Here is a 25,019-nt window from a genome sequence, read left to right on the forward strand (position 1 = left end):
GGTGGCTGTTTGATACAAAATTCTGTTTCTATAACAAATGGGTTTTTATTGCCCATATGAAGTTGCAAAATTACAAATAAAAAATTTTAAAAAAAACATAGTTGATATTATAAAGATATCACAGGTCTTATTAAAGAACCCTACCTCTCTAGCGGAAGAGATTATTTTAACAAAGGAAAGGTACAGATTATATCTGTTAATGAATCTCAAGCTAAATCAAAGGTAGTTGGATCAAATGTATATCGAGTAACACTAAAGCACGATGGTCCTCTTTTCAGTGGAACATGTTCCTGCCCTGCATTCTGTTACTTTGGTCCATGTAATACCAAATCTCATAAATAAGTAGGCAAATAACTAACAGAACAAATGGTTTTGATCGAACTTTCCGTAATATTACGAATGAATGCACATACAGTATCCTCCAATAAACTAACAGAGTCATATATTCTATTTTTAATGAGATTGTCTTTCAAATATTGCCATAAACGCTCTACTGGATTTAACTCTGGTGAATATGGAGGTAAATAGATTAAGGTAATATTTTGTGGTATTTTTAAACCTTTGGATCTATGCCATCCTGCACAATCCACAACAAGAAATGCCTCCCTTGTTCCTAAATATTGTGACATCTGCTCAAGGAATATATTCATACAATCAGTATTGACGTTTGGTACGAATAAGCTAGAACTCTCTCGATTTCTAGGATTAACTGCACTATAGAGATAAAAGTTTTGCCTACCTAATTTTACCTTAACCTGTGTCCTAATGCCTTTTTTAAACCACCCGTGTCCAATCTTTGAATGTGTGCCAAACCGCGACTCATCGAAGAAAAATAGCTCTTTTTCGGGATACGTGACAATAGTTTCATTAAGATTTTTTTTTAAACTCTTCTTGTTTATTTTTATCCTGTTTATTGTGCACAGGCCTTGGAGTAATATACGAAAAACCTAACTTTTGCATCAGTCTATGTGCTGTAGACTTACTTACCTCAATAGAAAACATTTTCTCAATTATGATTTTTAATTTCTTAGCCGTTAGGTTGGCTCCTTCTTCTGCTATGACATTTTTAATTTCTTCTTGCTGCTTGTAGCTCAACTTCGGCTTTACTCCACGTCCTGGTTGTATTTTAAACGCATTGACTCCTCCTTCCTTAAATCTTGTAATCCACTTCATCAATGTAGTTCTAGTAATTCGGTATATTTGAGCAACTTTTGTTATTCCATATTCTTTTGCAGATATTATTGCCTGTAATCTTCTTCCTATCTCTCCTCTTATGCCGTGCTTCTTTAATTCCAGGTTACACTTATTATATAATTCTTCTCCTATTGCTTTACTTTTTCCTGCCATAACTCCCCACTAATTCTTAAATTATTCTATTTTAGAAATTTTTCTTTATTCCTCTATTTATTTTTAGGAATTGGTATGAGATGACAGGAAGAGGAGACTGAGATGACAGGAAGAGGAGACTGAGATGACAAATGTGAGTGCTGATGTAACAAATGTAAATGCTTGAATGACATCAATAATTATATACATTTTATCACTAAACTAGACGTTCGTACAGTCGTGGAATGAATTGCGGTATGACGTAGGAAAACCTGCACTATAAGCTAATCATCATCTCCAAATATAGAGCTAATTTTTTTGCCCCCAGGAGAAAATTTATTAGTCCAACTGCTTTGCACTTTGGTTACGTCTTTAGTGGCGGTTTTATTGCTGTATTCCTTGATTTCCTTATCTATTCTATCCATCATTTGTGGATCCAGGCAGCTCTTTTCCCATTGATCAGTAGCAAGGAACACTTTGTTTAAATCTTGAGTGCGAATTAAGTATTCTTTATCCTTAGGATAAACCTCTTGTGCCCAAGCAAATAGCTCAAAATAGCGTGCAAACAATTCAGATGCGCGTGACTTTGCAGTTTGATAAGCTTGTATCTCCTTAAATATAACTTGGCTAATAATTTTCTGCACAAGAACATTTGCTTGCCTTAAATTCTGCTCAATATCCTGGTAAACCTTATGGAGAAATTCCTGCTCTAGGCTCAAGTTAAGCTCATTTTCAACCATATGTGAAAGTTCATGCACTATAATGTATGGATTTGACCTTCTCAGCACAATAACATACCTATTTACACCGGAAGACCTGATTGTCTTACACACCCCTTCTTCCATATCCACTAATCCCTCTTGGTATATTTCAAACGAAAGCTTATTTTGCTTTATTAGTGATAAAGTGAGGTTTAATGTGTTTCTAAACTTCTCAAATTGATAGAGATACTCAATATATCGTATTGCATTTTCACTGCTTCCTACTTTAGTCGCTTGTTTGATTAAATTCCTGATTAGCATGCCTTATTATTAAAGGAATTTTTTTTTATACTCAAGAGCTATAAAGTGTTTTTTAGGAAATCTCATTGCATAGCTAAAGTAACTCAGGTTTACTGACAACCGTCATCCCGCTAACACGTAGCGGGATGACGAGATGCCACCGCGAACCGTCATACCGTCACGAACCGTCATACCGCGATTCATTCGCGGTATCTCTTAGCATAGATCCCGCTAACACGTAGCGGGATGACGATTGTCGATGAACCTAAGTTACTTTAGCTATAAACATTAAGAAATTTACTAAACGAAGAAAAAAGGCAAAAGAAGCCCCGTGGTTGGCTAATTACTTACATTATACTTTCAAGTATGGCGTTTTTTTATTCTAAACGTTTAATAACCGCGATTCAGTTGCTTTTAAGCCGCAACTAATCTAAATTATAAGCATTAAGAAATTTACTAAGCAGAAAAAAAGGCAAAAGAAACCCCGCGTTAGCTAGTTGTCACTTTCTAATCCTGCAAATTGGCGTTCTCTACTGTCTTAAACGCTTTGTAAGCGCGTTTCGGCTTATATAGCTAGAAATGTTGTGAAGACATAAGGTGCACATAGTGCGAAAAATTAAAAATAAGACGCCAAGTACGTTGTTTTTTTGCTGTTTAATCTGCACAGATGAAGATAACTGAATACCTTCAGTACCATGATAAGAGGGCTGGCGGAGTTTGTCAAGTAAGTTTTTGTATTTAATCCGTTTCTATGGCTTATATAATAATTATTATTGTAGTATAATTTAGAATAATGCAATAGATACCTAATGTTTTAGCTATTAATTATATGTTGCACAAGAGCACATATTACAATACCATCCAAGTAGGTCAAAAATAAGGAGATTGTCATGAGTTTTACTTTACCTGAATTACCATATGATAAAACAGCTTTAGAGCCTTACATATCTGCAAAAACCTTAGATTTTCATTATGATAAGCACCATAAAGGATATTTAAATAAACTCAACGAGCTGGTTGAAAATACAGATTATCAACATGTGAAAATTGAGGAAATAATAACAAAAGTGCATGGTAATAGCGATAAAGTTCCCATATTTAATAACGCAGCGCAAGTTTGGAACCACACTTTTTATTGGAATTCAATGAAGAAGAATGGTGGTGGTAAACCTAAAGATGATGGTTTTCTGGCAAAAAAAATTCAAGATGATATCGGTGGTTTTGATAAGTTTTGTGGGGAATTTGCCAATCATGGAGTAAGCCAATTTGGTAGTGGATGGGTATGGTTAGTGCTCGAAAAAGGAAAGCTCAAAATCACCAAAACTCCAAATGCAGATTTGCCATTAATTTATGGCCAAGTTCCAGTACTCACTATGGATGTCTGGGAGCACGCCTATTATTTAGATTGTCAAAATCGTAGAATTGACTACATAAAAGTTTTCCTTGACCATTTGATTAATTGGGATTTTGCAGAAGAAAATTTAAAAAAGAATACATAAGATGAATACACCTCAGGTAACAAAATTAGATAATGGTCTGCGCATAATAACTGAGCAGGTGCGTGATGTTGATTCCGTAGCTTTAAGCATACGAGTTGGTGTTGGCAGTAGAGCGGAAAGTGCAAATCAAAATGGAATATCCCATTTTCTAGAACACATGGCTTTCAAAGGAACGAAGACAAGAACTGCGTTTGAAATTGCAAAAGCTTTTGACGACATAGGTGGGGTTTTCAACGCCAGCACCGGTAGGGAAAGCACCACCTATTATGCAAAAGTCCTCAAGAAAGACATAAAAACTGGTATTGATATATTAATAGATATATTGATGAATTCAACATTTCCAGAAGATGAATTGGAACGTGAGAAGGGCGTTGTAATACAAGAGATTTTTCAAACTAATGATTCACCAAATGACATTGTTTTCGATAAATATTTTGAGGCAGCTTATAAAGATCAACCTTTTGGCAGGTCAATCTTAGGCACGCAAGATACTGTAAAATCTTTTACTCGAGGAGATCTAGATAATTACATAAATGAACATTACTTTGGCGAGAATATGCTATTTACCGTTGCAGGAAATGTTGAACATGAAGAAGTTATTGCATTAACCAAAGATTTTCTCTCAAAGATTCATTCTAAAAAGCTGAAAAAAAGCCAAAATGCGAGCTGTACTGGTGGTGAGTATTTAGAACATCGTAAATTAGATCAGGTACACTTGCTAATTGGTCTACCTAGTGTTTCTCGCCATGACGATAAATATCACACGTTTCAAGTGCTTGATTCTATATTAGGGAGCGGAATGTCATCACGTCTGTTCCAGGAAGTAAGGGAAAAGCAGGGATTAGCTTACTCTGTTTATTCATTTAATTCCAGCTACACTGATACAGGGATGTTTTCCATTTTTGCTGGCACAGATAGTAGTAACTTAGATAAGCTTTTAAAATCTATGACGACAGAGTTGAAGAAGCTGTCTACAGATAATCTGAGGGAAGAAGAAGTAAATAGAGTGAAAGAGCGAATAAAATCCCAAATTTTAATGTCACGCGAAAGTGTTAGCTCACGCGCTGAAACATTGGGGCACTACTATGGTAACTATAATAGGTACATCAGTAAAAATGAATTAATAGAAAAAATTAGTGCAGTTACCACTGCTAACGTAAAAAAAGCAGCAAAAGAATTGTTATCTCAGCATGAAAAAACCACTCTAGCTGCAATTGGAGAAATTAAATCATTGCCAAGTTACGATAAAGTGGTTTCTATGCTTAAAGCTTAGCGCATTCTATTATATTGATTTGGCTGCTTTACAATATAATTTAGCACAGTGATTAAAGAAGTGTAAGTTGAAACAATGTGCCATGAACCGGATATGCAAGAAATTATACGAATCTTCGACCTCCTCTTTCAATAATATTATTATTTCTATTTTGCGTAACTTTTTCCGTATAATTTTTAGGAGGTACTGGTGGTGCAAGCGGTTTTTTGCTTACAGGGTTTGAGTTTATATTTTCCTTTTGCGAACCAGCGTTCAATAATTTCGATATCTCTCGCCCTAGCTGATCACCTTTATAATTATTGTTAAGATCTTTGATTTTCTCTTTTTTCTCGATTATTTGAGCTAAGGACTCGATAATAATATCTTTGTTTATTCTTGAAGCATCTATTGGCTTACTTCCTTTGACAGTAATTTCACTACTTCCTTGCTTACTACTTACATTATAGCCCTGCCCTTCAATTTTTGTTGCCACTTCTCTTCTAAATAAATTGCAAATGGCATCTATTATTTCTTGAGCACAATCTTTAAAAAAAGCTTTGATTGCTTTAAATTCCTGTGCTAAGGAGATAGTCTCAGTGTATACTTGTTTTTTATTCTCACCATCAGTAACCATACCATCACTTGATTTCCTTTTTTGAGGAAGTGATGGTGATGCACTCTTATGTATAGGCTTTGCTTGCACTTTTAATGCACTCTTAATATCTTCAAAATTTTGGTATATACTTTCCTCTGGCACTATTTTTGATGCCTTAAATCCCTCTATTACTCGATCCGAAGCATCTTTTATTATCTCCTGAACCTTTTGAATATCTTTTTGCTTACTCCCTTTGACAACAATTTCTTTTCTGTCCTTATTGCTCACACCATAGCCTTGCTCTTTGAGTGCCCTTATCGCCTCCTCTTTAAACAAGTCTTGAACACTATGTACTTCTTTCCTTAATTTATAACCATTGTTAATAAGAACAGACTTAATTGTCTCCATTTCTTTCTCTAAGGAAACAGTGCTTTTATTAATCTTAGCATATAGCGATTCTTGTTCCCTTGAGTTTTCATAATTTGGTTCTTGTATCAAACTGGTATTGATAAACTTTTGTACCTTTCCTAGATAACCAACATTTTTATCCTCTTTAGGCACTCGCGCACCTTCAAATTTGATTTTTTGTATCTCTTCAATACTCAGCCCATTTTTTTCAAGCCATTCCTCTCTTTTACTCATTGATGCAACAAACTCATTAATCTTTTGAATATTTTTTACATCATCATCAACTAGCATGACAGTTTTTGGCAACTCACCATGTTTATCCTTATACTCCACAATTGCCTTACAGATGTGTAAATTTTTTCCAACTTGATTTTTTTGTTCTTTGAGACCTTTTGGAAGCTCATTATCATAATCTCCTGGAAACCCACCAAATACAGAAATACCGCCTGCTTGTTCTTTAGATAAACCCAAATGATTCTCTACAACCCTTCTCACAGCGTCTGAATATCCTGTATACGATGCGATATTAACTTTCACTCCATTTGAAAGTGCAGATTGCAACACAGATTTTAATGTCTCCTTATTTTTTACTCCGCCTGTATTCTTTAGAAAATTTCCTATATCAGTATCGTTCACTGCATATTCTGCACCAGAATTGAAATCACTTTTTTTGAACCCGGAGTGTTTACCGGAGAAAATATTATGCATGTGTCCATTAGTAATAGTGTTATCAAAATCAAATATTAATAGGGTATTATTTCCTTTAGCCATATCTTCACCTCTAATCCTTACAAATCATATGGGTAGAGACTAACATTAATAGATTAATTATTTATTATAACCTTTCTAATTAATAGTGTGATAAATAAAGTAAATATAACAAGAAGTAAAAATCAACGGCATAAAGAAAAGACTTAAAGAGAGGCCAAATCAAAGTGCAATGGTATTTCACTAATCCAATTATTTTTCTCTTGATCTAGCCTATCATCCAATATTGCCTGCCTTATAGATGCCATTAACTTATTCATGAAGAAAACGTTATGAATGGTAACGAGTGTGTAAGCCAGGAGCTCTTTAGCTTTCAGTAAATGGTGTATATAAGCTCTTGAATGCTTTCTGCAGGTAAAACATAAGCAGTCACTTTCAATTGGGTTATTGTCCAGCTCGAATTGTTGATTTCGCAAATTAATATGCTCTTTGCACTTTGAAGAAATAGAATCTCTATTTTTTACTTTAATAAGCGCACCACCATGCCTTGCTAAACGGGTTGGATGCACGCAATCAAACGTATCAATTCCAAGACTAACTCCGCGAAAGATGTCCACAATTCCACCAATACCAAGCAAATGAGTAGGCCTATCTTTTTTCAGATGGTCCATAGTGAAAGAAACTACATCGTACATCTGCTCTTTACTTTGACCAAGTGATCCACCTATTGCTTGACCAAAAAATGGCAAATCGTTAATAAAATTACAACTTTCTCTACGTAAATCTTGATATACTCCGCCTTGACTAATTCCATACAGTGCCTGCTTGCCATTATTGTTTTTTTCAAATTCATTTAAAGAACGTTCAGCCCATTTGTGGCTCATGAGCATTGATTTTGCTGTGTATTCTTTGCTTATGTGAAATGGAGTACATTCATCTAAGACTAAATCTGCACCTAGTTTCTGTTGAATTTGTATAGACTTTTCAGGAGTCAAGCAATAAGTTTTACCATTAATGTAAGAACGAAAAATTGCCCTATCCTCATTAATTTTGATCAGAGTTTTTTGTTTTTTTCTTATTCCTTTTATCTCTTCCGAAACTGATCCGTGCCCTAAGCTAATACCAAGTCTCATTAATAATAAGACAAATTAAAAATAGCCCTTTTGCCTGTAATTGCGGAGTTTAAGCAAATTTATAATATGTCCTATTTGTCTTCCCAATAACGAAGTTTGGTATAAATATCTGATATCCACCTGAGTCAGTTAGCATTGGTCCACTCCATCCCATCATCTTGTGCAAACCACCAAGTTTTGCTACGGTATCTTCCCCTGGTTGGAGCATTAGGTGATAGGTGTTGGAAAGTATTATCTGAGTACCTGCTTCACTAATTCTCTCGATATCTGCAGCTTTAATTGCAGCTTTTGTTGCACAGAATATAAAAGCTGGTGTTTCTACGCTTCCATTTGGAGTTTTAATTGTTCCAACTTTTGCAGAACCTGATTGTTTGATTATCTTGAATACAAATTCTTCTTTCATCTATTTGCCTGAAAGTTCTGTTATGATGTTTTCTACTTTCTCAGGAGTAAGATTTTCATAGAAGTCATTATTGATCTGCACAACGGGAGCATTAACGCATGCACCTAGGCATTCAACTTCTTTTAAAGTGAACAAATTATCTTTAGTAGTCTCACCGATATTGATTCCAAGTTTTTTTTTAAAGGTATTTAAAACTTCTTCACTATTGCACAACCAGCAAGGAGTTGTTCTACAAATTTGTATTAGATATTTGCCTACTGGTTTTAAATTATACATGGTGTAAAAATTTGCCACTTCATATACACGAATATGTGGAATATGCAGCATATCAGCAACATAACGCATAGCAGATTCAGAAACCCATCCGCATTGCTCTTGAACCAGGTATAGTAAAGGCATGACAGCACTACCTTCTCTACCTTTGGGATACATCTCTATAAACTTTTCCGCTTTCTTAAGGTTTTCTGATGTAAAACTAAACTGCTCTTTTTTTTCTATCATTCATGAGACTCGTGTAAACTTTACAGATTATACCTGTAGAACCAATGATTGCAATTGTTGGTTTTTTGAGAAATAGCATTTTGCAGTATCATACTACCCATACTGCCCAACTTGTAAATTCTTTTGGCTTGGCCATAGGATCCAGTTAAAAAATCTGATCATGCGCTAACTTCAATTGTTTCATAAGTTTGTTTTAGTAAATCTCAATTATTTTAGCTACAGCTAACTACTTTAAAAAAATGCTTAAGAAATTATAGTATATTATTTATAAATACACTATCCTTGACATTTATTATAAATGTTGTGTATGATAAACTATATTTATTAATATGAGGTTAAACTATGAGTAAACAATTAAATTTATGGATAAAAGAAACTGGTGAAGAGAAATTTAAAAATTTTCTCACATCACTAGATAAAGAAAATCTTCAAAAGCATGCCACAACTATTTACAGAAATTACGAACAAAGTTACAATGAAAAGTATTTCATGTACAACAAAATTGGTTCTGGTGCAGTAGTAATATGATCTTGTGCTCTCATTCTGCTATCTCGATATTTCGATCTAAGAGAAAAAGTGCAAAAACCACTTGAATACATGGCACTTGCAGCAATTGTTATCTTTGGAGTTGGATTTCTATACTCACTTTATCAAGAACATGAATATAAAGCCTCCAACAAAAAGGGAGAATATGTATCAGATCACGAAAAACATAAGGAGCTTCCTGAGGTTCAAACAATTATAGATGAGCTAAAGGCAGAAACCCTAGTAGTAAAGAATCAAGAAAAAATTTAGCCAAAACTTAAGATTCCGCTACCTGTTAGCGGAATCTGCATAAGACACAACGAATAAAAATTTACCTTTAAATGTAGATTATAGGGTTTTGAGAACTCTACCTTCCTTTCATCTATAAGACTTCTTAGCCATTTTCGAGCCTATACTTACTTTTTAGTATAAAATAAAGACGTTAATTTTTTAATTTTAGTTAAAATTTTCATTGACATTAACACACAGGAGTAATCATAATAGCATTTTATTAATATTTTAAATAAAATTATGTCTATATTAGGAAGATTGCTCGGGATCAACTCAAATACACCGGAAGTTAAAGAAGCGGTAGGTTTTAACCCCTAACCGTTCACGGATTGTGAGAATGAATTAAAGAACTAAGCAGTGACAGCTACTAGATTCTGTAGCTTTTGAAAGGGGTTCTGGCCATTTAGACGTGATGTCAAAAATATCGACAACATTCTTTCCACGAATCTTTCTCCACGTTCTGACCAGGTGAAAAAGCTGTTTTTACGATAAATTACGTACCGTCTAATTTGCCGTTCTGCAAGGTTATTAGTTGTTTCTATCACTTCAGGTTTTCTTAAAAACTTCCACATCATATCCTCAGATCGTAACATCTTAGCGGCCATTCTTGAAGCTTGAGTGCTATTTGCAACCCTCGTCATTTTACGTAAAAAATGTTTTACCCTTTTCCGAATTTTTCCCACCAGTCGATAAAATCTCAAATTATCTATCAAATTTTGTTTTTTTGCCTTATCTACTACAAACACCTTATTGCTGAGCGATTTTAGTGCTTGGCCAATTTTGCTCACTTCAACATTTTTACTATGGGCAAATCTCTCAAAATCTCTTGCCAGATGTGCCCAACATATCTGTCTATTTTCACGATTGAAGTAATTGTATACAGCGTATCTATCGCTCACAAATATACCATCATATTCTGGCAGTAAACTCTTCAACACCTTCTTACCACGAGACTCGCTTACCTTCAGAAGTGTCAACGCTTTGTTTGTTATTACCCAACTCCAGCCTCTCTTTCCTTGATTTCTGTGCCCTGTTTCGTCTATATGCAAATACTCGCTTCCTTGCAACTCTTCCTTCATTTTCTCATATTCAGATGCACACTTCTTCGATACCCTGCGTTCAGTATTTGAGACTAAGCCAAGGCTTATATTTAGATTAAAAATACTGCCCAAAATTTGCTGTACCTCTCTTTTTGAGTTAATAAAAAAGCCGCTAAGGCTGCTTATAACTGTTTTAGCATTGGGTCCTAGAAAATCTCTTGCAACACCTTCGGGTAAATTTGCTGTAATTCTTTTATTACATACTCTACAATGTCCTCTTTGCAACCTGTACTCAGTTACAATTGGCTTAATTTCTGGCAACTCTGCCTTCTGATGAATAATTTCATCTTCTAAAGTAATCTTACCTCCACACATACAAATTGTATCAATTGTGCATCTCACTACCTCGTCTGCAGCCATTAATTCACGCTTATGCACCTTATGTCCTGGCTGACCTCCTGGTTTTTTATCACTTTTCTTTTTTGCTTTCTTACGATATATATCTCGTGATGGTGGCAGCGATGAATTTTGCGAATTTAAGCCCAATTTGTCTTCTAATTCAACTATTTTTGCTTTCAAGCTATCATTTTCTCTGATCAGTGCTTTTATTTCTTCCTTGAGATTAGCGTTTTCTGCTACAACCTTTTCTTGCAGCACTGTTGTCATTTACCCATTCCATATTTAGCTTCCTATCTCTTTACACTTTTATACTTACTTTGTAAACCACCTTATCTCCGTGAACGGTTACGTATAACGTAGTATAAGCTATGAAAAAGGATCCTATGTCTTAAACCTTATCACCAGGCTTAACAAATAGGTGGCCTAATACTATTAACTTTATGGGTTTACCTTCGTTATTTGCTACTATCCAAACCCCATCGCTCTCATGATCAACAATTTCTATTGGTACAAATATTACATAATTATTGTCATCAACAATCTTTATTCCAAGAGCACCCTCGTCACTTAAGCTCAGGGCTGAAGAAGGAACTTTATATGCAAATCTTTCGCCTGAAGGTAGTCTTACGTTGGCAGTTAGTCCCTGCAAGGATATCATTTTATTATTAATTACCTTTACCTCTACCCTATAAGACCCAGTTTTAGGCTCAGCAATTTTACTAATAAAACTTACTTCACCTGCCAATTCTTTTCCGTCCAGTAAACTAATTTGAGCTGTGCTGCCTAGCTCTATTTTATTTACTTCATTTTCCGAAACGTATAACACCACAAGAATTTGATCGAAATCAACCACGTCAGCTATTTTTTGCCCAGCATTAACAAAATCCCCTTCGTTTGCATTGATTTTATCAATATAACCATCTATAGGAGATTTGACTGCAGTATTTTCTAAATCCAATTCTAGCCTTTTTAGGTCAGCTTTTGCACTTTGTAACGCAGTAAAAGCTGCTTCTACTTGTATTTGTGCTCCATAGCCTGTTTTATTCAGTTTGTGAGAGGAATCATACTCAATTTCACGCTGCTTTAATAAAGCTTTGGCTTTCTGAGCTTGCTCAATCCTGTCATAATCTTCTATCTTTAACACTACATCATCTCTTTTTACCTTTTCACCATCAGGTAAATAAATAGCAATAATCTTACCACTTATTTTTGAGACAAGGCTAGCTCTATGTAAGGGATTTACTGTACCAGAAAAATTTAAATATATAGTGCGGTTTTGCGGCGCACATTCTTGAGTTTTTACTGAAAAGCTACTAGTTGCATTATCACTATGAACCGCCTGATCTTTTTTTAAAAATGCACTGCTGATAAAAAACAGTAGAATAAAAGCAATACTAGAAATGATGATTACTTTATTTCTCATCTTTAAACAATAGAATTTGTTGACTAATTTTGTTAGAAACAACTGCATAAATTTTCGAATCAGAAATGTAAGTATAATACATGCACCATTGTCACTCCATAAATAGTTTTATATGAGAACAAACACAAGATTTTCCTACAATAAGTAAGTTTTTTATTGCTAATACCAAATCTCATAAATAAATAGGCAAATAACTCACAGAACAAATGGTTTTGATCGAACTTTCCGTAATATTACGAATGAATGCACATACAGTATCCTCCAATAAACTAACAGAGTCATATATTCTATTTTTAATGAGATTGTCTTTCAAATATTGCCATAAACGCTCTACTGGATTTAACTCTGGTGAATATGGAGGTAAATAGATTAAGGTAATATTTTGTGGTATTTTTAAACCTTTGGATCTATGCCATCCTGCACAATCCACAACAAGAAATGCCTCCCTTGTTCCTAAATATTGTGACATCTGCTCAAGGAATATATTCATACAATCAGTATTGACGTTTGGTACGAATAAGCTAGAACTCTCTCGATTTCTAGGATTAACTGCACTATAGAGATAAAAGTTTTGCCTACCTAATTTTACCTTAACCTGTGTCCTAATGCCTTTTTTAAACCACCCGTGTCCAATCTTTGAATGTGTGCCAAACCGCGACTCATCGAAGAAAAATAGCTCTTTTTCGGGATACGTGACAATAGTTTCATTAAGATTTTTTTTTAAACTCTTCTTGTTTATTTTTATCCTGTTTATTGTGCACAGGCCTTGGAGTAATATACGAAAAACCTAACTTTTGCATCAGTCTATGTGCTGTAGACTTACTTACCTCAATAGAAAACATTTTCTCAATTATGATTTTTAATTTCTTAGCCGTTAGGTTGGCTCCTTCTTCTGCTATGACATTTTTAATTTCTTCTTGCTGCTTGTAGCTCAACTTCGGCTTTACTCCACGTCCTGGTTGTATTTTAAACGCATTGACTCCTCCTTCCTTAAATCTTGTAATCCACTTCATCAATGTAGTTCTAGTAATTCGGTATATTTGAGCAACTTTTGTTATTCCATATTCTTTTGCAGATATTATTGCCTGTAATCTTCTTCCTATCTCTCCTCTTATGCCGTGCTTCTTTAATTCCAGGTTACACTTATTATATAATTCTTCTCCTATTGCTTTACTTTTTCCTGCCATAACTCCCCACTAATTCTTAAATTATTCTATTTTAGAAATTTTTCTTTATTCCTCTATTTATTTTTAGGAATTGGTATTACCTATAGAGAAAATTATTCATAAGTAAAATCAATTTCTTTTCAAGTTATGGTTATACTCTTATAGCGTTTCATGGTAAAAAATAAACTAAAAATAAGCAAAGTGTTTTACAAAATGATATTACGTAATTTATTGTTTTTACTGCCGCCTGAAGTTGCTCACTCTTTGGCAATCATGGCATTAAAGAAAATACCTTATAAGAATCCTATAGAGCTACCAGAATCTTTGAGTGTGAATTTTTTTGGTAATAAGCTCAGAAGCCCCGTGGGCCTGGCTGCAGGTTTTGACAAGAATGCAGAAGTTATAAGGCCTATGCTTTCATTTGGTTTTGGGTTTATTGAAACTGGTACTGTAACTCGTAATCCACAATATGGAAACAAAAAACCAAGAATTTTTCGGTTAATTAAAGATCAAGGGGTAATTAACAGATTGGGATTTAACAATAAAGGAATAGACTATTTTCTTAAACAAATAGATGAAACCAAGCTTGATGACTGCATTTTTGGCATAAATATAGGAAAAAATAGTGCATCGAAAGACCAAATTAGTGATTATGTTGATTTAATAAAGATGGTATATGGAAAAAGCAATTATATAGTGCTGAACATCTCGTCTCCAAACACGCCTAATTTACGCAATCTGCACAATAAGCAAGAATTATCGAAATTGTTGAAATCCATAATTCTAACCCGGAAATCAATTGATAATTCCGCAATAATATTAAAAATCTCACCAGATATAGATCAGCAAACGAAAGAAAATATCGCTCAGCTTGCGTTGGAATATAAGATTGACGGATTAACAGTAAGCAACACTACGGTAAGTAGAGATAATCTGCATTCCCACCACAACGAAAGTGGCGGATTGAGTGGCAAACCACTGTTCAAACTTTCAACCGAGTTATTGGGCGATATGTACAAATTTACTAAGGGCAAAATATTATTGATAGGGTGCGGAGGAATCTCAAGTGGTGCTGATGCATATAAAAAAATAAAGGCAGGAGCCTCTTTGGTGCAGTTGTACACTGCTCTCATATACCACGGACCTCAAGTTGTAAACAAAATTAATCTAGAACTTGCAGAACTAATAAGGAGAGATGGATTTAGTAACATTAGTGAGGTGGTGGGTTGTATACATTAATTTTGGAAGTTGGTGGTATTATTTTAATAAAATAAGACTAATTCTCTGGTATAAAGGTGGTAGAAAGTGCTTTTCTTTTAAATAATGGGTATGAAGAGTTTGAATGATGCAATATCTAAGATCATTGATTATAAATTTACAAATTATGCAATATTAGAAGAGGCACTAACTCACCCAAGCGTAAATAAAAGGAATAGCAAAAACCAGATTGTAAGCTACGAAAGACTAGAGTTTTTGGGCGATAGTGTTTTGAATATGGTCGTATCTGCCATACTGTTTAAACTATTTCCTGAAGAAAAAGAAGGAGCATTGGCAAAAAGAAAGACGGATTTAGTTTGTGGCAACACCATTGCTAATGTTGCTAAAGAAATAAAATTAGGCAGCTTTATCATCATGAATAATAGTGAACGCTGCAATGGAGGAAGATGTAATCTAAAAAATTTAGAAAACTCGCTTGAAGCACTAATAGGTGCAATTTATATTGATGGCGGACTTGAAAATGTTGAAAAATTTATTACCCAATATTGGGAAAAGCTAGCTAAAAGCATGCTTGACCCCCCTCAAGATCCTAAAACCTCACTGCAAGAGTGGACTCAGAAAAACAAATTGCCTTTACCAGAGTATGAGCTTGTAAAACAAACTGGACCAGCACACAATCCTGAATTTACTATATCAGTTTGCATAGAAGATTATGGTAAAGTTTCTGCATGTGCTTCTAGTAAAAAGATTGCTGAACAAAAAGCTGCTGAGTTGATGCTAGAAAAAATTGGAAAAGACGCTTCAGTTTAGGCAAAATAGGCATTAATAGACTTCTTTCAAAATTCATATAAGGAGCTCAAAATTGTGGATAGCAGCAATCAAATTAAATCTTAAACCAAAACGTTTTCGTCGGTTTCTATGTCTATCGGAAATGATTTTAAACCTTTTCAATTATTGCCCTTTGGATCATAAGTGTTCTGTTCTCTTTTTGTAACCGTTCACGGAGATAAGGTGGTTTACAAAGTAAGTATAAAAGTGTAAAGAGATAGGAAGCTAAATATGGAATGGGTAAATGACAACAGTGCTGCAAGAAAAGGTTGTAGCAGAAAACGCTAATCTCAAGGAAGAAATAAAAGCACTGATCAGAGAAAATGATAGCTTGAAAGCAAAAATAGTTGAATTAGAAGACAAATTGGGCTTAAATTCGCAAAATTCATCGCTGCCACCATCACGAGATATATATCGTAAGAAAGCAAAAAAGAAAAGTGATAAAAAACCAGGAGGTCAGCCAGGACATAAGGTGCATAAGCGTGAATTAATGGCTGCAGACGAGGTAGTGAGATGCACAATTGATACAATTTGTATGTGTGGAGGTAAGATTACTTTAGAAGATGAAATTATTCATCAGAAGGCAGAGTTGCCAGAAATTAAGCCAATTGTAACTGAGTACAGGTTGCAAAGAGGACATTGTAGAGTATGTAATAAAAGAATTACAGCAAATTTACCCGAAGGTGTTGCAAGAGATTTTCTAGGACCCAATGCTAAAACAGTTATAAGCAGCCTTAGCGGCTTTTTTATTAACTCAAAAAGAGAGGTACAGCAAATTTTGGGCAGTATTTTTAATCTAAATATAAGCCTTGGTTTAGTCTCAAATACTGAACGCAGGGTATCGAAGAAGTGTGCATCTGAATATGAGAAAATGAAGGAAGAGTTGCAAGGAAGCGAGTATTTGCATATAGACGAAACAGGGCACAGAAATCAAGGAAAGAGAGGCTGGAGTTGGGTAATAACAAACAAAGCGTTGACACTTCTGAAGGTAAGCGAGTCTCGTGGTAAGAAGGTGTTGAAGAGTTTACTGCCAGAATATGATGGTATATTTGTGAGCGATAGATACGCTGTATACAATTACTTCAATCGTGAAAATAGACAGATATGTTGGGCACATCTGGCAAGAGATTTTGAGAGATTTGCCCATAGTAAAAATGTTGAAGTGAGCAAAATTGGCCAAGCACTAAAATCGCTCAGCAATAAGGTGTTTGTAGTAGATAAGGCAAAAAAACAAAATTTGATAGATAATTTGAGATTTTATCGACTGGTGCGAAAAATTCGGAAAAGGGTAAAACATTTTTTACGTAAAATGACGAGGGTTGCAAATAGCACTCAAGCTTCAAGAATGGCCGCTAAGATGTTACGATCTGAGGATATGATGTGGAAGTTTTTAAGAAAACCTGAAGTGATAGAAACAACTAATAACCTTGCAGAACGGCAAATTAGACGGTACGTAATTTATCGTAAAAACAGCTTTTTCACCTGGTCAGAACGTGGAGAAAGATTCGTGGAAAGAATGTTGTCGATATTTTTGACATCACGTCTAAATGGCCAGAACCCCTTTCAAAAGCTACAGAATCTAGTAGCTGTCACTGCTTAGTTCTTTAATTCATTCTCACAATCCGTGAACGGTTACCTTCCTTGAGTAATATTGTAGAAGTGATGAGTTCTGGTGGTGTGTCTTGAGTATACTCTATGGTCACCTCTGCAATGGAGCTGTTTTCTGTGCGCTGAATAACACCAGTACTGCTATCAACTATATAGTCTATACTTGGCTGATAAGTTGTCTGTCCTGTAAAAACTTTTACGTTTTTAATAGTGGTATGATCAAGCTTTATTTCGCCATCAGAAGTGAAAAATTTTTCTACTTTATGGCTACTTCCCCAATTTCCATCACCACTTCCCCAGGCAAGATGTATCGGTTGCTCTTTTATACTTGCTGCTATTGCTGCTCGACCTGATTGGGTGAGAATTGACATTTGAAAGTTTGACTCCTGTATTATATATATTCACCAAAATTACAAAAACTGTTCAGTTTTTTTGAAAAAAAGTTCTTCTTTTTTTTAACTATAGAGATTTTTGTTGACTAATTTGTAATTCATCTTAGATATAGAATGTTCTATATTGCGAGGTATGATCAGTTTTTATCCTAGTCAAGAGTTTTGGGAAAGTAGTTTAGAAATTCCTGTACTTAGTCTACTTAATGACTTTAAAAACCAGAATGTACGCGAGAGTTGGCTCAATTCTCTTTCAGGTAAGCAGTTAAGCGTTATTTTTAACCATTGTTTTAAAGATAAACAAAATGAGCAATTGTTTAAAGACCATGAGCTTTGGAAATGCGATGACATCTCAACTCAACAAAAACGTAAAATGCTTATCAGTATTTCCGAATCTTTGTTTAATTATTATTTAGTTAATCGTTTCAGTCGTGCAAAATCAGAAACAACTATAGTTGAAGTAGCACAATCTGTGTTAAGTCAAGATCTTCTAAAATCATTCCTGCTACAAAATAACAAGCATGATAAAAAGTCCCTATTGTTTACTCTTTTTATAACTAATAATAACTTGTTAAAACAGATTTTCCACTTTAATCAAGTACAGAAAAAAGGTTTTTTACCTTTTGTATTAAAAAATCCTCCAAGACAAAAGCCTACTTCATTTAAGGATTTTTTATCAAAGGATACAATACAAGCAATATTAAAACAACACGATCTTTCCGAAAATGATAATTTTGAAAGTCAGTTTCAAGAACTCTTTTACTATCAAAATTGTATTTACTTATTTATACGCCGTGCTAGTAAAGATGAGGATTTGGTAATGAGTTCAAATAAAGTAATTCACGGTTACAAACCTGGTCGGATTATTATTGATTTTGCTTTAAATGCTAATCAGGTAAATTTATCCATTCAAAATTTTGATCAAGGGTTAAAAATAGCAAATAGAATAGCAAGCTGTTATTTTGAATGTGAGTGCTCATTTACTGACATGCAAAGCCAAAATACAGCAGCACAAGTGGGTACTTTCTTGCATGGGTGCGTAAAACAATATGTTCCTGATATTCACCTATTTGAATTGAAATTTGGTCCACCTAAATCTAAAACTTACCTTACGTTAAACACAGATAATATTGAAGAATGGCTGCAAAAAATAGAGCCTTCTGTTGGTAGTGTACTACACGATGTTTCTCTTGTTCAACATGTAAAAGTATTATTCAAAAGTAAAAAAGTTACTCTATCCTTTCAAGTAGATATGCACAATATAGCAGTTGATTATTCAGAACATGTTCTCAATAAAAAAGAACGAGAAGATTTCAAGTCTTTAATTAGGGATAGTTATGGAATTACCGTTTTGTCAAGAACACTCTCAAGACAGAGAAATAATTGATACTATTTTAATAAATAGATCCTGGAAAAATCCTAGTGAAAATTATATAAGAGCTGCAGAATATCTAAGTAAGCTTGGTTTTGTTAAGCTTGAGAAGTATTATTTTGTTATTTGTGCTAATAGCTTAGATCTAGATTTTCTAGATGTACATGATCCTTATTGTAAAAATGAGATTATAATTGCCCATGATTTCAATGAAGATTGTGATGATCTAGCTTGCGAAGATTGTGATCGTGATATTTTTCCTGATACTTATAAAAAGCAACGTTATCTTGTGCTTTCAATTAAACTAGATATAGGAAAGATAGTGAATTGGTTTGAAAAGCTGTTGATTGGACTCATGTGGGAAAAAGCGATAGAAGGGATATATCATATAAGTTTTAAAAGTAAAATAATAAGCGTTATCATACCAGCTCTGTGTACAGATAAATCATATTTAACTATAGATAGATTAAGAACTAATACTACTGTTCTCATAACCATTGGAAAGGTAGATCTTAAGCTATTATTAAATCTATATACTGTTCCTATGGCTGATTTAATTTGTGAACATCGGACCTTAAACGAAGTGCTAAATGAAGCAGTTGCAAAAGGAGTACCAGAGCTATTACCGAATGTTTCTTTTCAAGCATTTCCTTATGTTCCACTGCAAAAAACAACTCTCCCAGAAAAAAAGATACTGCGGTTAAAAGTTGTAGATAATACTGTTTATGTTAATGACGTTGAAATTATAGGCAAACAAGCAACTTCAAGCATCCGCATCTTTAGAGTGTTACTTAAACAATTTTTACGTGATTTTGAAGCAGATGAAGAATATAAATTTCTTAGTATTGTCCAAATAGCAGACAGTTTAGGTATTGAGGACCCAGAACAACAAGTGCGCAGACCGCTCAATAGGATGCAAAAAACAATAGCAGAAAAGTTAGCTAGCACCTTGGGACTGAATATTAAACGCGATGATGTGATACAAGCGTCTAATTGGTCAGGGATTACATGTCAAGAGTACGGCTACCGGCTTAATCCATCTACCATTAACTTAAGTGCTAGCTAGCCCTATTGCTAAAAACAGTCTAATGGTAACATAACTTTAACGCGCCTGTTATTTCTTGGTACTTCTTTTTCACGGAATTTTATATAACCTTCAGTAACTAATACCAATTCCTAAAAATAAATAGAGGAATAAAGAAAAATTTCTAAAATAGAATAATTTAAGAATTAGTGGGGAGTTATGGCAGGAAAAAGTAAAGCAATAGGAGAAGAATTATATAATAAGTGTAACCTGGAATTAAAGAAGCACGGCATAAGAGGAGAGATAGGAAGAAGATTACAGGCAATAATATCTGCAAAAGAATATGGAATAACAAAAGTTGCTCAAATATACCGAATTACTAGAACTACATTGATGAAGTGGATTACAAGATTTAAGGAAGGAGGAGTCAATGCGTTTAAAATACAACCAGGACGTGGAGTAAAGCCGAAGTTGAGCTACAAGCAGCAAGAAGAAATTAAAAATGTCATAGCAGAAGAAGGAGCCAACCTAACGGCTAAGAAATTAAAAATCATAATTGAGAAAATGTTTTCTATTGAGGTAAGTAAGTCTACAGCACATAGACTGATGCAAAAGTTAGGTTTTTCGTATATTACTCCAAGGCCTGTGCACAATAAACAGGATAAAAATAAACAAGAAGAGTTTAAAAAAAAATCTTAATGAAACTATTGTCACGTATCCCGAAAAAGAGCTATTTTTCTTCGATGAGTCGCGGTTTGGCACACATTCAAAGATTGGACACGGGTGGTTTAAAAAAGGCATTAGGACACAGGTTAAGGTAAAATTAGGTAGGCAAAACTTTTATCTCTATAGTGCAGTTAATCCTAGAAATGGAGAGAGTTCTAGCTTATTCGTACCAAACGTCAATACTGATTGTATGAATATATTCCTTGAGCAGATGTCACAATATTTAGGAACAAGGGAGGCATTTCTTGTTGTGGATTGTGCAGGATGGCATAGATCCAAAGGTTTAAAAATACCACAAAATATTACCTTAATCTATTTACCTCCATATTCACCAGAGTTAAATCCAGTAGAGCGTTTATGGCAATATTTGAAAGACAATCTCATTAAAAATAGAATATATGACTCTGTTAGTTTATTGGAGGATACTGTATGTGCATTCATTCGTAATATTACGGAAAGTTCGATCAAAACCATTTGTTCTGTGAGTTATTTGCCTACTTATTTATGAGATTTGGTATCAGTCTCCTCTTCCTGTCATCCCAGTGCGTGACACTGGGATCTAAATTTTATGAAAAACTATTATATTTATATACTTGCAAGTAGACACAATAAGGCTCTATATATAGGTGTTACGTCGAATTTAATTAAACGAATTTGGGAGCATAAGAACAAGGTTATTCCCGGTTTTACGTCGAAATATAATGTACAAAAATTAGTTTATTTTGAAGAATTTCAAGACGTAGATTCGGCTCTTAATAGAGAAAAACTTCTAAAAAGTTGGAGAAGGGAATGGACAATCAATTTAGTTGCAAGAAAAAACCCAAATTGGTATGATTTATATTACGAAATTACTAAGTGAGATCCCAGTGTCACGCACTGGGATGACGAGAGAGGAGACCTGGAATAACAAGAAAGTGCTCCATCTCAATAGCGCAATGTTCATACGATTGTAGATTCATTCGCGGTATCTCATCAGCTAACAAGCAGCGGAATGACGGTTGTCGGTAAATCTTTTAGCTATAGAAGTTAACTTTGCAGTTAACTTCTACAGCGTTTCAAGGTATAGTTTTTATAATAAAGTGCTCGAATATACATGAAAACCATTTTAGCTGTTGAAACAAGCTGCGATGAAACTGCAGTAGCGATTGTAAATAGTGACAAGCAAGTCCTTGCTCACGAAATTCTCTCCCAAGCAGAACACAAAAAACGCGGTGGGGTGATCCCTGAAATAGCCTCACGTGCTCATATGGAGCATTTAAGTGGTCTAATAAAAAGCGCCGTGGAAAAATCTAACCTTAACTTTTGTGATCTCAATGCAATTGCAGCAACATCAGGACCAGGACTCATAGGTGGATTAATAGTTGGTACAATGATGGCTAAAGCAATTGCACATGTAGCACAAAAACCGTTCATTGCAGTGAATCACTTAGAAGCGCATGCATTAGTTATTAGGTTACTGCATGAGGTGAAATTTCCGTTTTTAGTCCTACTAATATCAGGTGGTCACTGTCAATTTTTAATTGCACAGGATGTAGGTAAATATATTAAACTCGGGGAGACACTTGATGACTCGTTAGGAGAAGCATTTGATAAAGTTGCTAAGATGCTGGGTTTAAGCTATCCCGGAGGGCCATTAATTGAAAAGTTAGCTAAAAAAGGCAATGGTGCAAGATTTAAACTGCCAAGGGCGATGATAAAACGTTCTGGATGTAACTTTTCGTTTTCTGGAATCAAGACAGCAGTAAAAAACTTAGTGCAGAAACTCGAAATGAGCGAGCAAGATGTGTGTGATGTGTGTGCTTCGTTTCAAGAGTGTATTAGTGACATACTGCTGGACAGGGTTAGTAATGCGATTATTATGGCCGAATCTTTAAATATCAAAATCAATGACTTTGTGATTACCGGCGGAGTTGCAGCAAATAATTTTTTGAGAGAAAAACTGAAAGAACACATAAACTTAAACATATTTTTCCCCCCTAATAATCTATGTACAGACAATGCAGTAATGGTTGGATGGGCAGGAATTGAAAGGTTACAGAAGAATTATATAGATCCACTTAATTTTGCACCAAGACCTAAGTGGGAGTTAGAAAGTTATTAAAAACTCTCAATTCTGAATTATAGCTAAAGTGACTTAGGTTTACCGACGATTTGAAAAACGACAAATTCGTCATTCCGCTACTCGTTAGCGGAATCTATGCCGAGATACCGCGAATGAATCGCGGTATGACGTAGGGAAAACCTTAGCTATAGGCAATGAAGGAAATATTAACTATACTTCTTTTTACCATTGTTTATATTTCCTATTCACATATATTAATATTTTACTCACTTAAAGTAAGCTAACTGCCGTTATTAATATTTTTGTAATAAAAATTGTATATGGTGCATGTAATCAAATTAAGAGGAAGATTGTGGAAATTACGCCATCAATAAAAAAAGAATTGAAGCAAAGTACTCTATATATTTGCCTAGAAAAATGCAAAAGTGCATTTTGGTTTATCTTTTGGTTTAGTGCGGGAATCAATTTATTAATGTTATTCCTACCACTTTATACCTCTCAAGTGCTTGATCGGGTGATATCGAGCGAAAGTGTATCAACACTAACTATGCTGACAATTATCACTTTATCTGCATTTGCATGTTCTGCAATGCTTGAAACTTGTCGATATTTAGCCATGGCGAAAATAGGTGACTGGATTGATAAAACTGCAACACCAGATCTGATAGTAAGGTCAATTAGATTAACATCAGTGCAGAGCTCAACTTCAAGTGGTGAAGCAATACGAGATCTCGGGGTAATAAAAAATTTCATCACAGGAAATGGTATATTCTCACTGTTTGATACTCCATGGTCGTTAATTTACCTTGTTGTGATTTTCATGATACATACCTCCACGGGGTTTATAGCTATTGCTGGAATCATTATATTAGTCTCTATGGCAATATGGAATGAACTTGCCACTAAACGAATATTACAAGAAACCAACGAAGAAACTATACGGAATATCAATGCTATAGATGTTGCAACAAGAAATGCAGAAGTGGTTGAAGCTATGGGCATGTCAGAATTCATAGTCTCTGATTGGTGTAAACGAAATGATCAGAATCGAGCAATGCAAATTAAAGCACAAAATCGCTCTAATGTAATTACTGGAATCACTAAGTTTTTGCGCTCAACTCTGCAAATATCAGTAATTGGAACAGGTGCATTACTTGCAATCACAGCTCATAAGACTGCTGGTAGCATCATCGCTGCTTCAATTTTAATGGGTAGAGTATTAGCACCATTTGACGCTGCGGTTCATACTTGGAAGTTTTTAAATCAGGCTAGAATGTCATATGGAAGGCTACAAAGACTTATATTAACATCGCCAAAAAGAGAGCAAACGATGGCTCTACCAGAACCTGAAGGAAAATTGGAATTTGATAGAGTATTTTTTACTCCTTATGGAAGCAATAAGCCAACAGTAAAAGGAATATCATTTATTATAGAACCAGGGGACGTAGTAGGTGTGATTGGTGCAAGTGCTTCTGGTAAATCCACTATCGCAAAATTAACTGTTGGTGTATGGAAGCCAATATCTGGTGTAGTCAGACTAGATGGCGCTGATGTATATACTTGGAATCGAGAAAATTTTGGTAATTATGTTGGCTACTTACCTCAAGATATTGAGTTATTTAACACTAGTGTCAAAGCTAATATTGCTCGCATGAGACCAGATCCAAATCCTGAAGAAATAATCAAAGCAGCAAAAATTGCAGGAATACATGAACTAATACTAAGCTTACCAAATGGATATGATACAACAATAGGAGGTCCTGGAGGAGTAACGCTCTCTGGCGGCCAAAAACAGCTTCTTGGACTTGCCAGAGCTTTTTATGGTCACACAAAACTTTTAGTACTTGATGAACCAAACGCTAACTTAGATAGCAATGGAGAGGCATGCTTAATTAATGCAATTGGCATTGCAAGAAAGCAAAATACTACTACTGTTATCATCACTCACAAGCTACCGTTATTGTCCGTAGTTGATAAGGTGATCCTCATGTCAGATGGTGTCATTTACGCTATGGGACCAAAAGATGAGATTTTGAGCAAATTAGTTGCTCCATCATCAAATACCAAAGAAGATGAGCGCTCTTCAGCAAATGGTTAGTTTACTTACACTAAATTCTGTATC

The 25,019-nt window shown here is 34.7% G+C and carries 20 protein-coding genes and 4 pseudogenes; 13 read left to right on the forward strand and 11 right to left on the reverse strand.

What is annotated here, in order from left to right:
- Positions 1–332: 332 nt before the first annotated feature.
- Together WKH12_RS05620 and WKH12_RS05625 are read right to left on the reverse strand one after the other, a co-directional pair.
- Positions 333–1,347 (reverse strand): IS630 family transposase gene (locus tag WKH12_RS05620; RefSeq protein ID WP_434732009.1). Its coding sequence is split into 2 segments (ribosomal slippage): positions 333–881 and positions 883–1,347, totalling 1,014 coding nucleotides; the frame shifts between segments, so codons are not numbered across the junction.
- 263 nt (positions 1,348–1,610) lie between these two features.
- On the reverse strand, positions 1,611–2,348 hold the full coding sequence (locus WKH12_RS05625; RefSeq protein ID WP_434732214.1) for a WD_0702 family putative metalloprotease: 738 nt from the start codon (positions 2,346–2,348) through the stop codon (positions 1,611–1,613).
- Between the two features lie 869 nt (positions 2,349–3,217).
- Here WKH12_RS05625 and WKH12_RS05630 point away from each other — a divergent pair.
- Both WKH12_RS05630 and WKH12_RS05635 read left to right on the forward strand, forming a co-directional pair.
- Positions 3,218–3,826: a superoxide dismutase gene (locus WKH12_RS05630; protein WP_434732215.1), complete on the forward strand. Its 609-nt coding sequence runs from the start codon at positions 3,218–3,220 to the stop codon at positions 3,824–3,826.
- Between the two features lies 1 nt (position 3,827).
- Positions 3,828–5,099: a M16 family metallopeptidase gene (locus WKH12_RS05635; protein ID WP_434732216.1), complete on the forward strand. Its 1,272-nt coding sequence runs from the start codon at positions 3,828–3,830 to the stop codon at positions 5,097–5,099.
- Between the two features lie 103 nt (positions 5,100–5,202).
- Here the strand turns inward: WKH12_RS05635 and WKH12_RS05640 are convergent, their stop codons facing one another.
- The 4 genes and pseudogenes from WKH12_RS05640 to nuoE form a co-directional block, all read right to left on the reverse strand.
- Positions 5,203–6,852, reverse strand: coding sequence for a hypothetical protein (locus tag WKH12_RS05640; protein WP_434732217.1), 1,650 nt, complete (start codon positions 6,850–6,852; stop codon positions 5,203–5,205).
- A gap of 143 nt (positions 6,853–6,995) precedes the next feature.
- A pseudogene (locus tag WKH12_RS05645) lies at positions 6,996–7,907 on the reverse strand (tRNA guanosine(34) transglycosylase Tgt); the annotation flags it as partial.
- 118 nt (positions 7,908–8,025) lie between these two features.
- A pseudogene (locus WKH12_RS05650) lies at positions 8,026–8,325 on the reverse strand (tRNA-guanine transglycosylase); the annotation flags it as partial.
- On the reverse strand, positions 8,326–8,826 hold the full coding sequence (gene nuoE / locus WKH12_RS05655; protein WP_253309317.1) for an NADH-quinone oxidoreductase subunit NuoE: 501 nt from the start codon (positions 8,824–8,826) through the stop codon (positions 8,326–8,328).
- Between the two features lie 342 nt (positions 8,827–9,168).
- On the opposite strand from nuoE, the gene WKH12_RS05660 reads away from it, so the two are divergent.
- Positions 9,169–9,354: a hypothetical protein gene (locus tag WKH12_RS05660; RefSeq protein WP_434732218.1), complete on the forward strand. Its 186-nt coding sequence runs from the start codon at positions 9,169–9,171 to the stop codon at positions 9,352–9,354.
- Between the two features lie 69 nt (positions 9,355–9,423).
- Positions 9,424–9,621, forward strand: coding sequence for a hypothetical protein (locus WKH12_RS05665; RefSeq protein ID WP_434732219.1), 198 nt, complete (start codon positions 9,424–9,426; stop codon positions 9,619–9,621).
- A 371-nt stretch (positions 9,622–9,992) separates the two neighbouring features.
- Here WKH12_RS05665 and tnpC (WKH12_RS05670) read toward each other — a convergent pair whose 3' ends face one another.
- The 3 genes from tnpC (WKH12_RS05670) to WKH12_RS05680 form a co-directional block, all read right to left on the reverse strand.
- The gene (tnpC, locus tag WKH12_RS05670) at positions 9,993–11,348 is read right to left on the reverse strand and encodes an IS66 family transposase (protein WP_434732087.1); all 1,356 of its coding nucleotides are present in this window, start codon (positions 11,346–11,348) and stop codon (positions 9,993–9,995) included.
- A 121-nt stretch (positions 11,349–11,469) separates the two neighbouring features.
- The gene (locus tag WKH12_RS05675) at positions 11,470–12,552 is read right to left on the reverse strand and encodes an efflux RND transporter periplasmic adaptor subunit (protein ID WP_264731670.1); all 1,083 of its coding nucleotides are present in this window, start codon (positions 12,550–12,552) and stop codon (positions 11,470–11,472) included.
- 124 nt (positions 12,553–12,676) lie between these two features.
- Positions 12,677–13,691 (reverse strand): IS630 family transposase gene (locus tag WKH12_RS05680; RefSeq protein ID WP_434732220.1). Its coding sequence is split into 2 segments (ribosomal slippage): positions 12,677–13,225 and positions 13,227–13,691, totalling 1,014 coding nucleotides; the frame shifts between segments, so codons are not numbered across the junction.
- Between the two features lie 150 nt (positions 13,692–13,841).
- Between WKH12_RS05680 and WKH12_RS05685 the strand changes: the two genes are divergently transcribed.
- The gene (locus tag WKH12_RS05685; RefSeq protein ID WP_434732221.1) at positions 13,842–14,909 is read left to right on the forward strand and encodes a quinone-dependent dihydroorotate dehydrogenase; all 1,068 of its coding nucleotides are present in this window, start codon (positions 13,842–13,844) and stop codon (positions 14,907–14,909) included.
- Between the two features lie 90 nt (positions 14,910–14,999).
- Positions 15,000–15,698: a ribonuclease III gene (gene rnc, locus WKH12_RS05690; RefSeq protein WP_253309845.1), complete on the forward strand. Its 699-nt coding sequence runs from the start codon at positions 15,000–15,002 to the stop codon at positions 15,696–15,698.
- Positions 15,699–15,731: 33 nt separating this feature from the next.
- Here rnc and WKH12_RS05695 read toward each other — a convergent pair.
- Positions 15,732–15,839 (reverse strand): annotated as a pseudogene (locus WKH12_RS05695) (IS5/IS1182 family transposase); the annotation flags it as partial.
- A gap of 121 nt (positions 15,840–15,960) precedes the next feature.
- Between WKH12_RS05695 and tnpC (WKH12_RS05700) the strand changes: the two are divergent.
- Positions 15,961–17,316 carry an IS66 family transposase gene (tnpC, locus tag WKH12_RS05700; RefSeq protein WP_434732010.1) on the forward strand — a complete coding sequence of 452 codons (1,356 nt, stop codon included), beginning with the start codon at positions 15,961–15,963 and terminating at the stop codon, positions 17,314–17,316.
- Between the two features lie 28 nt (positions 17,317–17,344).
- On the opposite strand, the pseudogene WKH12_RS05705 reads toward tnpC (WKH12_RS05700), so the two are convergent.
- A pseudogene (locus WKH12_RS05705) lies at positions 17,345–17,695 on the reverse strand (hypothetical protein); the annotation flags it as partial.
- 154 nt (positions 17,696–17,849) lie between these two features.
- Between WKH12_RS05705 and WKH12_RS05710 the strand changes: the two are divergent.
- From WKH12_RS05710 to WKH12_RS05735, 6 genes are all read left to right on the forward strand, one after another.
- Complete coding sequence (locus WKH12_RS05710) at positions 17,850–19,100, forward strand: hypothetical protein (RefSeq protein WP_434732222.1); 1,251 nt, start codon at positions 17,850–17,852, stop codon at positions 19,098–19,100.
- Positions 19,051–20,151, forward strand: coding sequence for a hypothetical protein (locus WKH12_RS05715; RefSeq protein ID WP_434732223.1), 1,101 nt, complete (start codon positions 19,051–19,053; stop codon positions 20,149–20,151). Before WKH12_RS05710 ends, WKH12_RS05715 begins: the two co-directional genes overlap by 50 nt.
- Before the next feature lie 177 nt (positions 20,152–20,328).
- Positions 20,329–21,343, forward strand: a protein-coding gene (locus WKH12_RS05720; RefSeq protein ID WP_341822214.1) for an IS630 family transposase whose coding sequence is annotated in 2 segments (ribosomal slippage) — positions 20,329–20,793 and positions 20,795–21,343 — 1,014 coding nt in all. Because the reading frame shifts where the segments join, the coding sequence is not laid out codon by codon here.
- A gap of 60 nt (positions 21,344–21,403) precedes the next feature.
- The gene (locus tag WKH12_RS05725) at positions 21,404–21,694 is read left to right on the forward strand and encodes a GIY-YIG nuclease family protein (RefSeq protein WP_434732224.1); all 291 of its coding nucleotides are present in this window, start codon (positions 21,404–21,406) and stop codon (positions 21,692–21,694) included.
- A 234-nt stretch (positions 21,695–21,928) separates the two neighbouring features.
- Positions 21,929–22,936 carry a tRNA (adenosine(37)-N6)-threonylcarbamoyltransferase complex transferase subunit TsaD gene (tsaD, locus tag WKH12_RS05730; RefSeq protein WP_253309209.1) on the forward strand — a complete coding sequence of 336 codons (1,008 nt, stop codon included), beginning with the start codon at positions 21,929–21,931 and terminating at the stop codon, positions 22,934–22,936.
- A gap of 313 nt (positions 22,937–23,249) precedes the next feature.
- The gene (locus tag WKH12_RS05735; protein ID WP_264735926.1) at positions 23,250–24,995 is read left to right on the forward strand and encodes a type I secretion system permease/ATPase; all 1,746 of its coding nucleotides are present in this window, start codon (positions 23,250–23,252) and stop codon (positions 24,993–24,995) included.
- The last annotated feature ends 24 nt before the right edge of the window (positions 24,996–25,019 follow it).

The organism is Wolbachia endosymbiont of Zygogramma bicolorata (assembly GCF_051130665.1).
Lineage (GTDB): Bacteria > Pseudomonadota > Alphaproteobacteria > Rickettsiales > Anaplasmataceae > Wolbachia.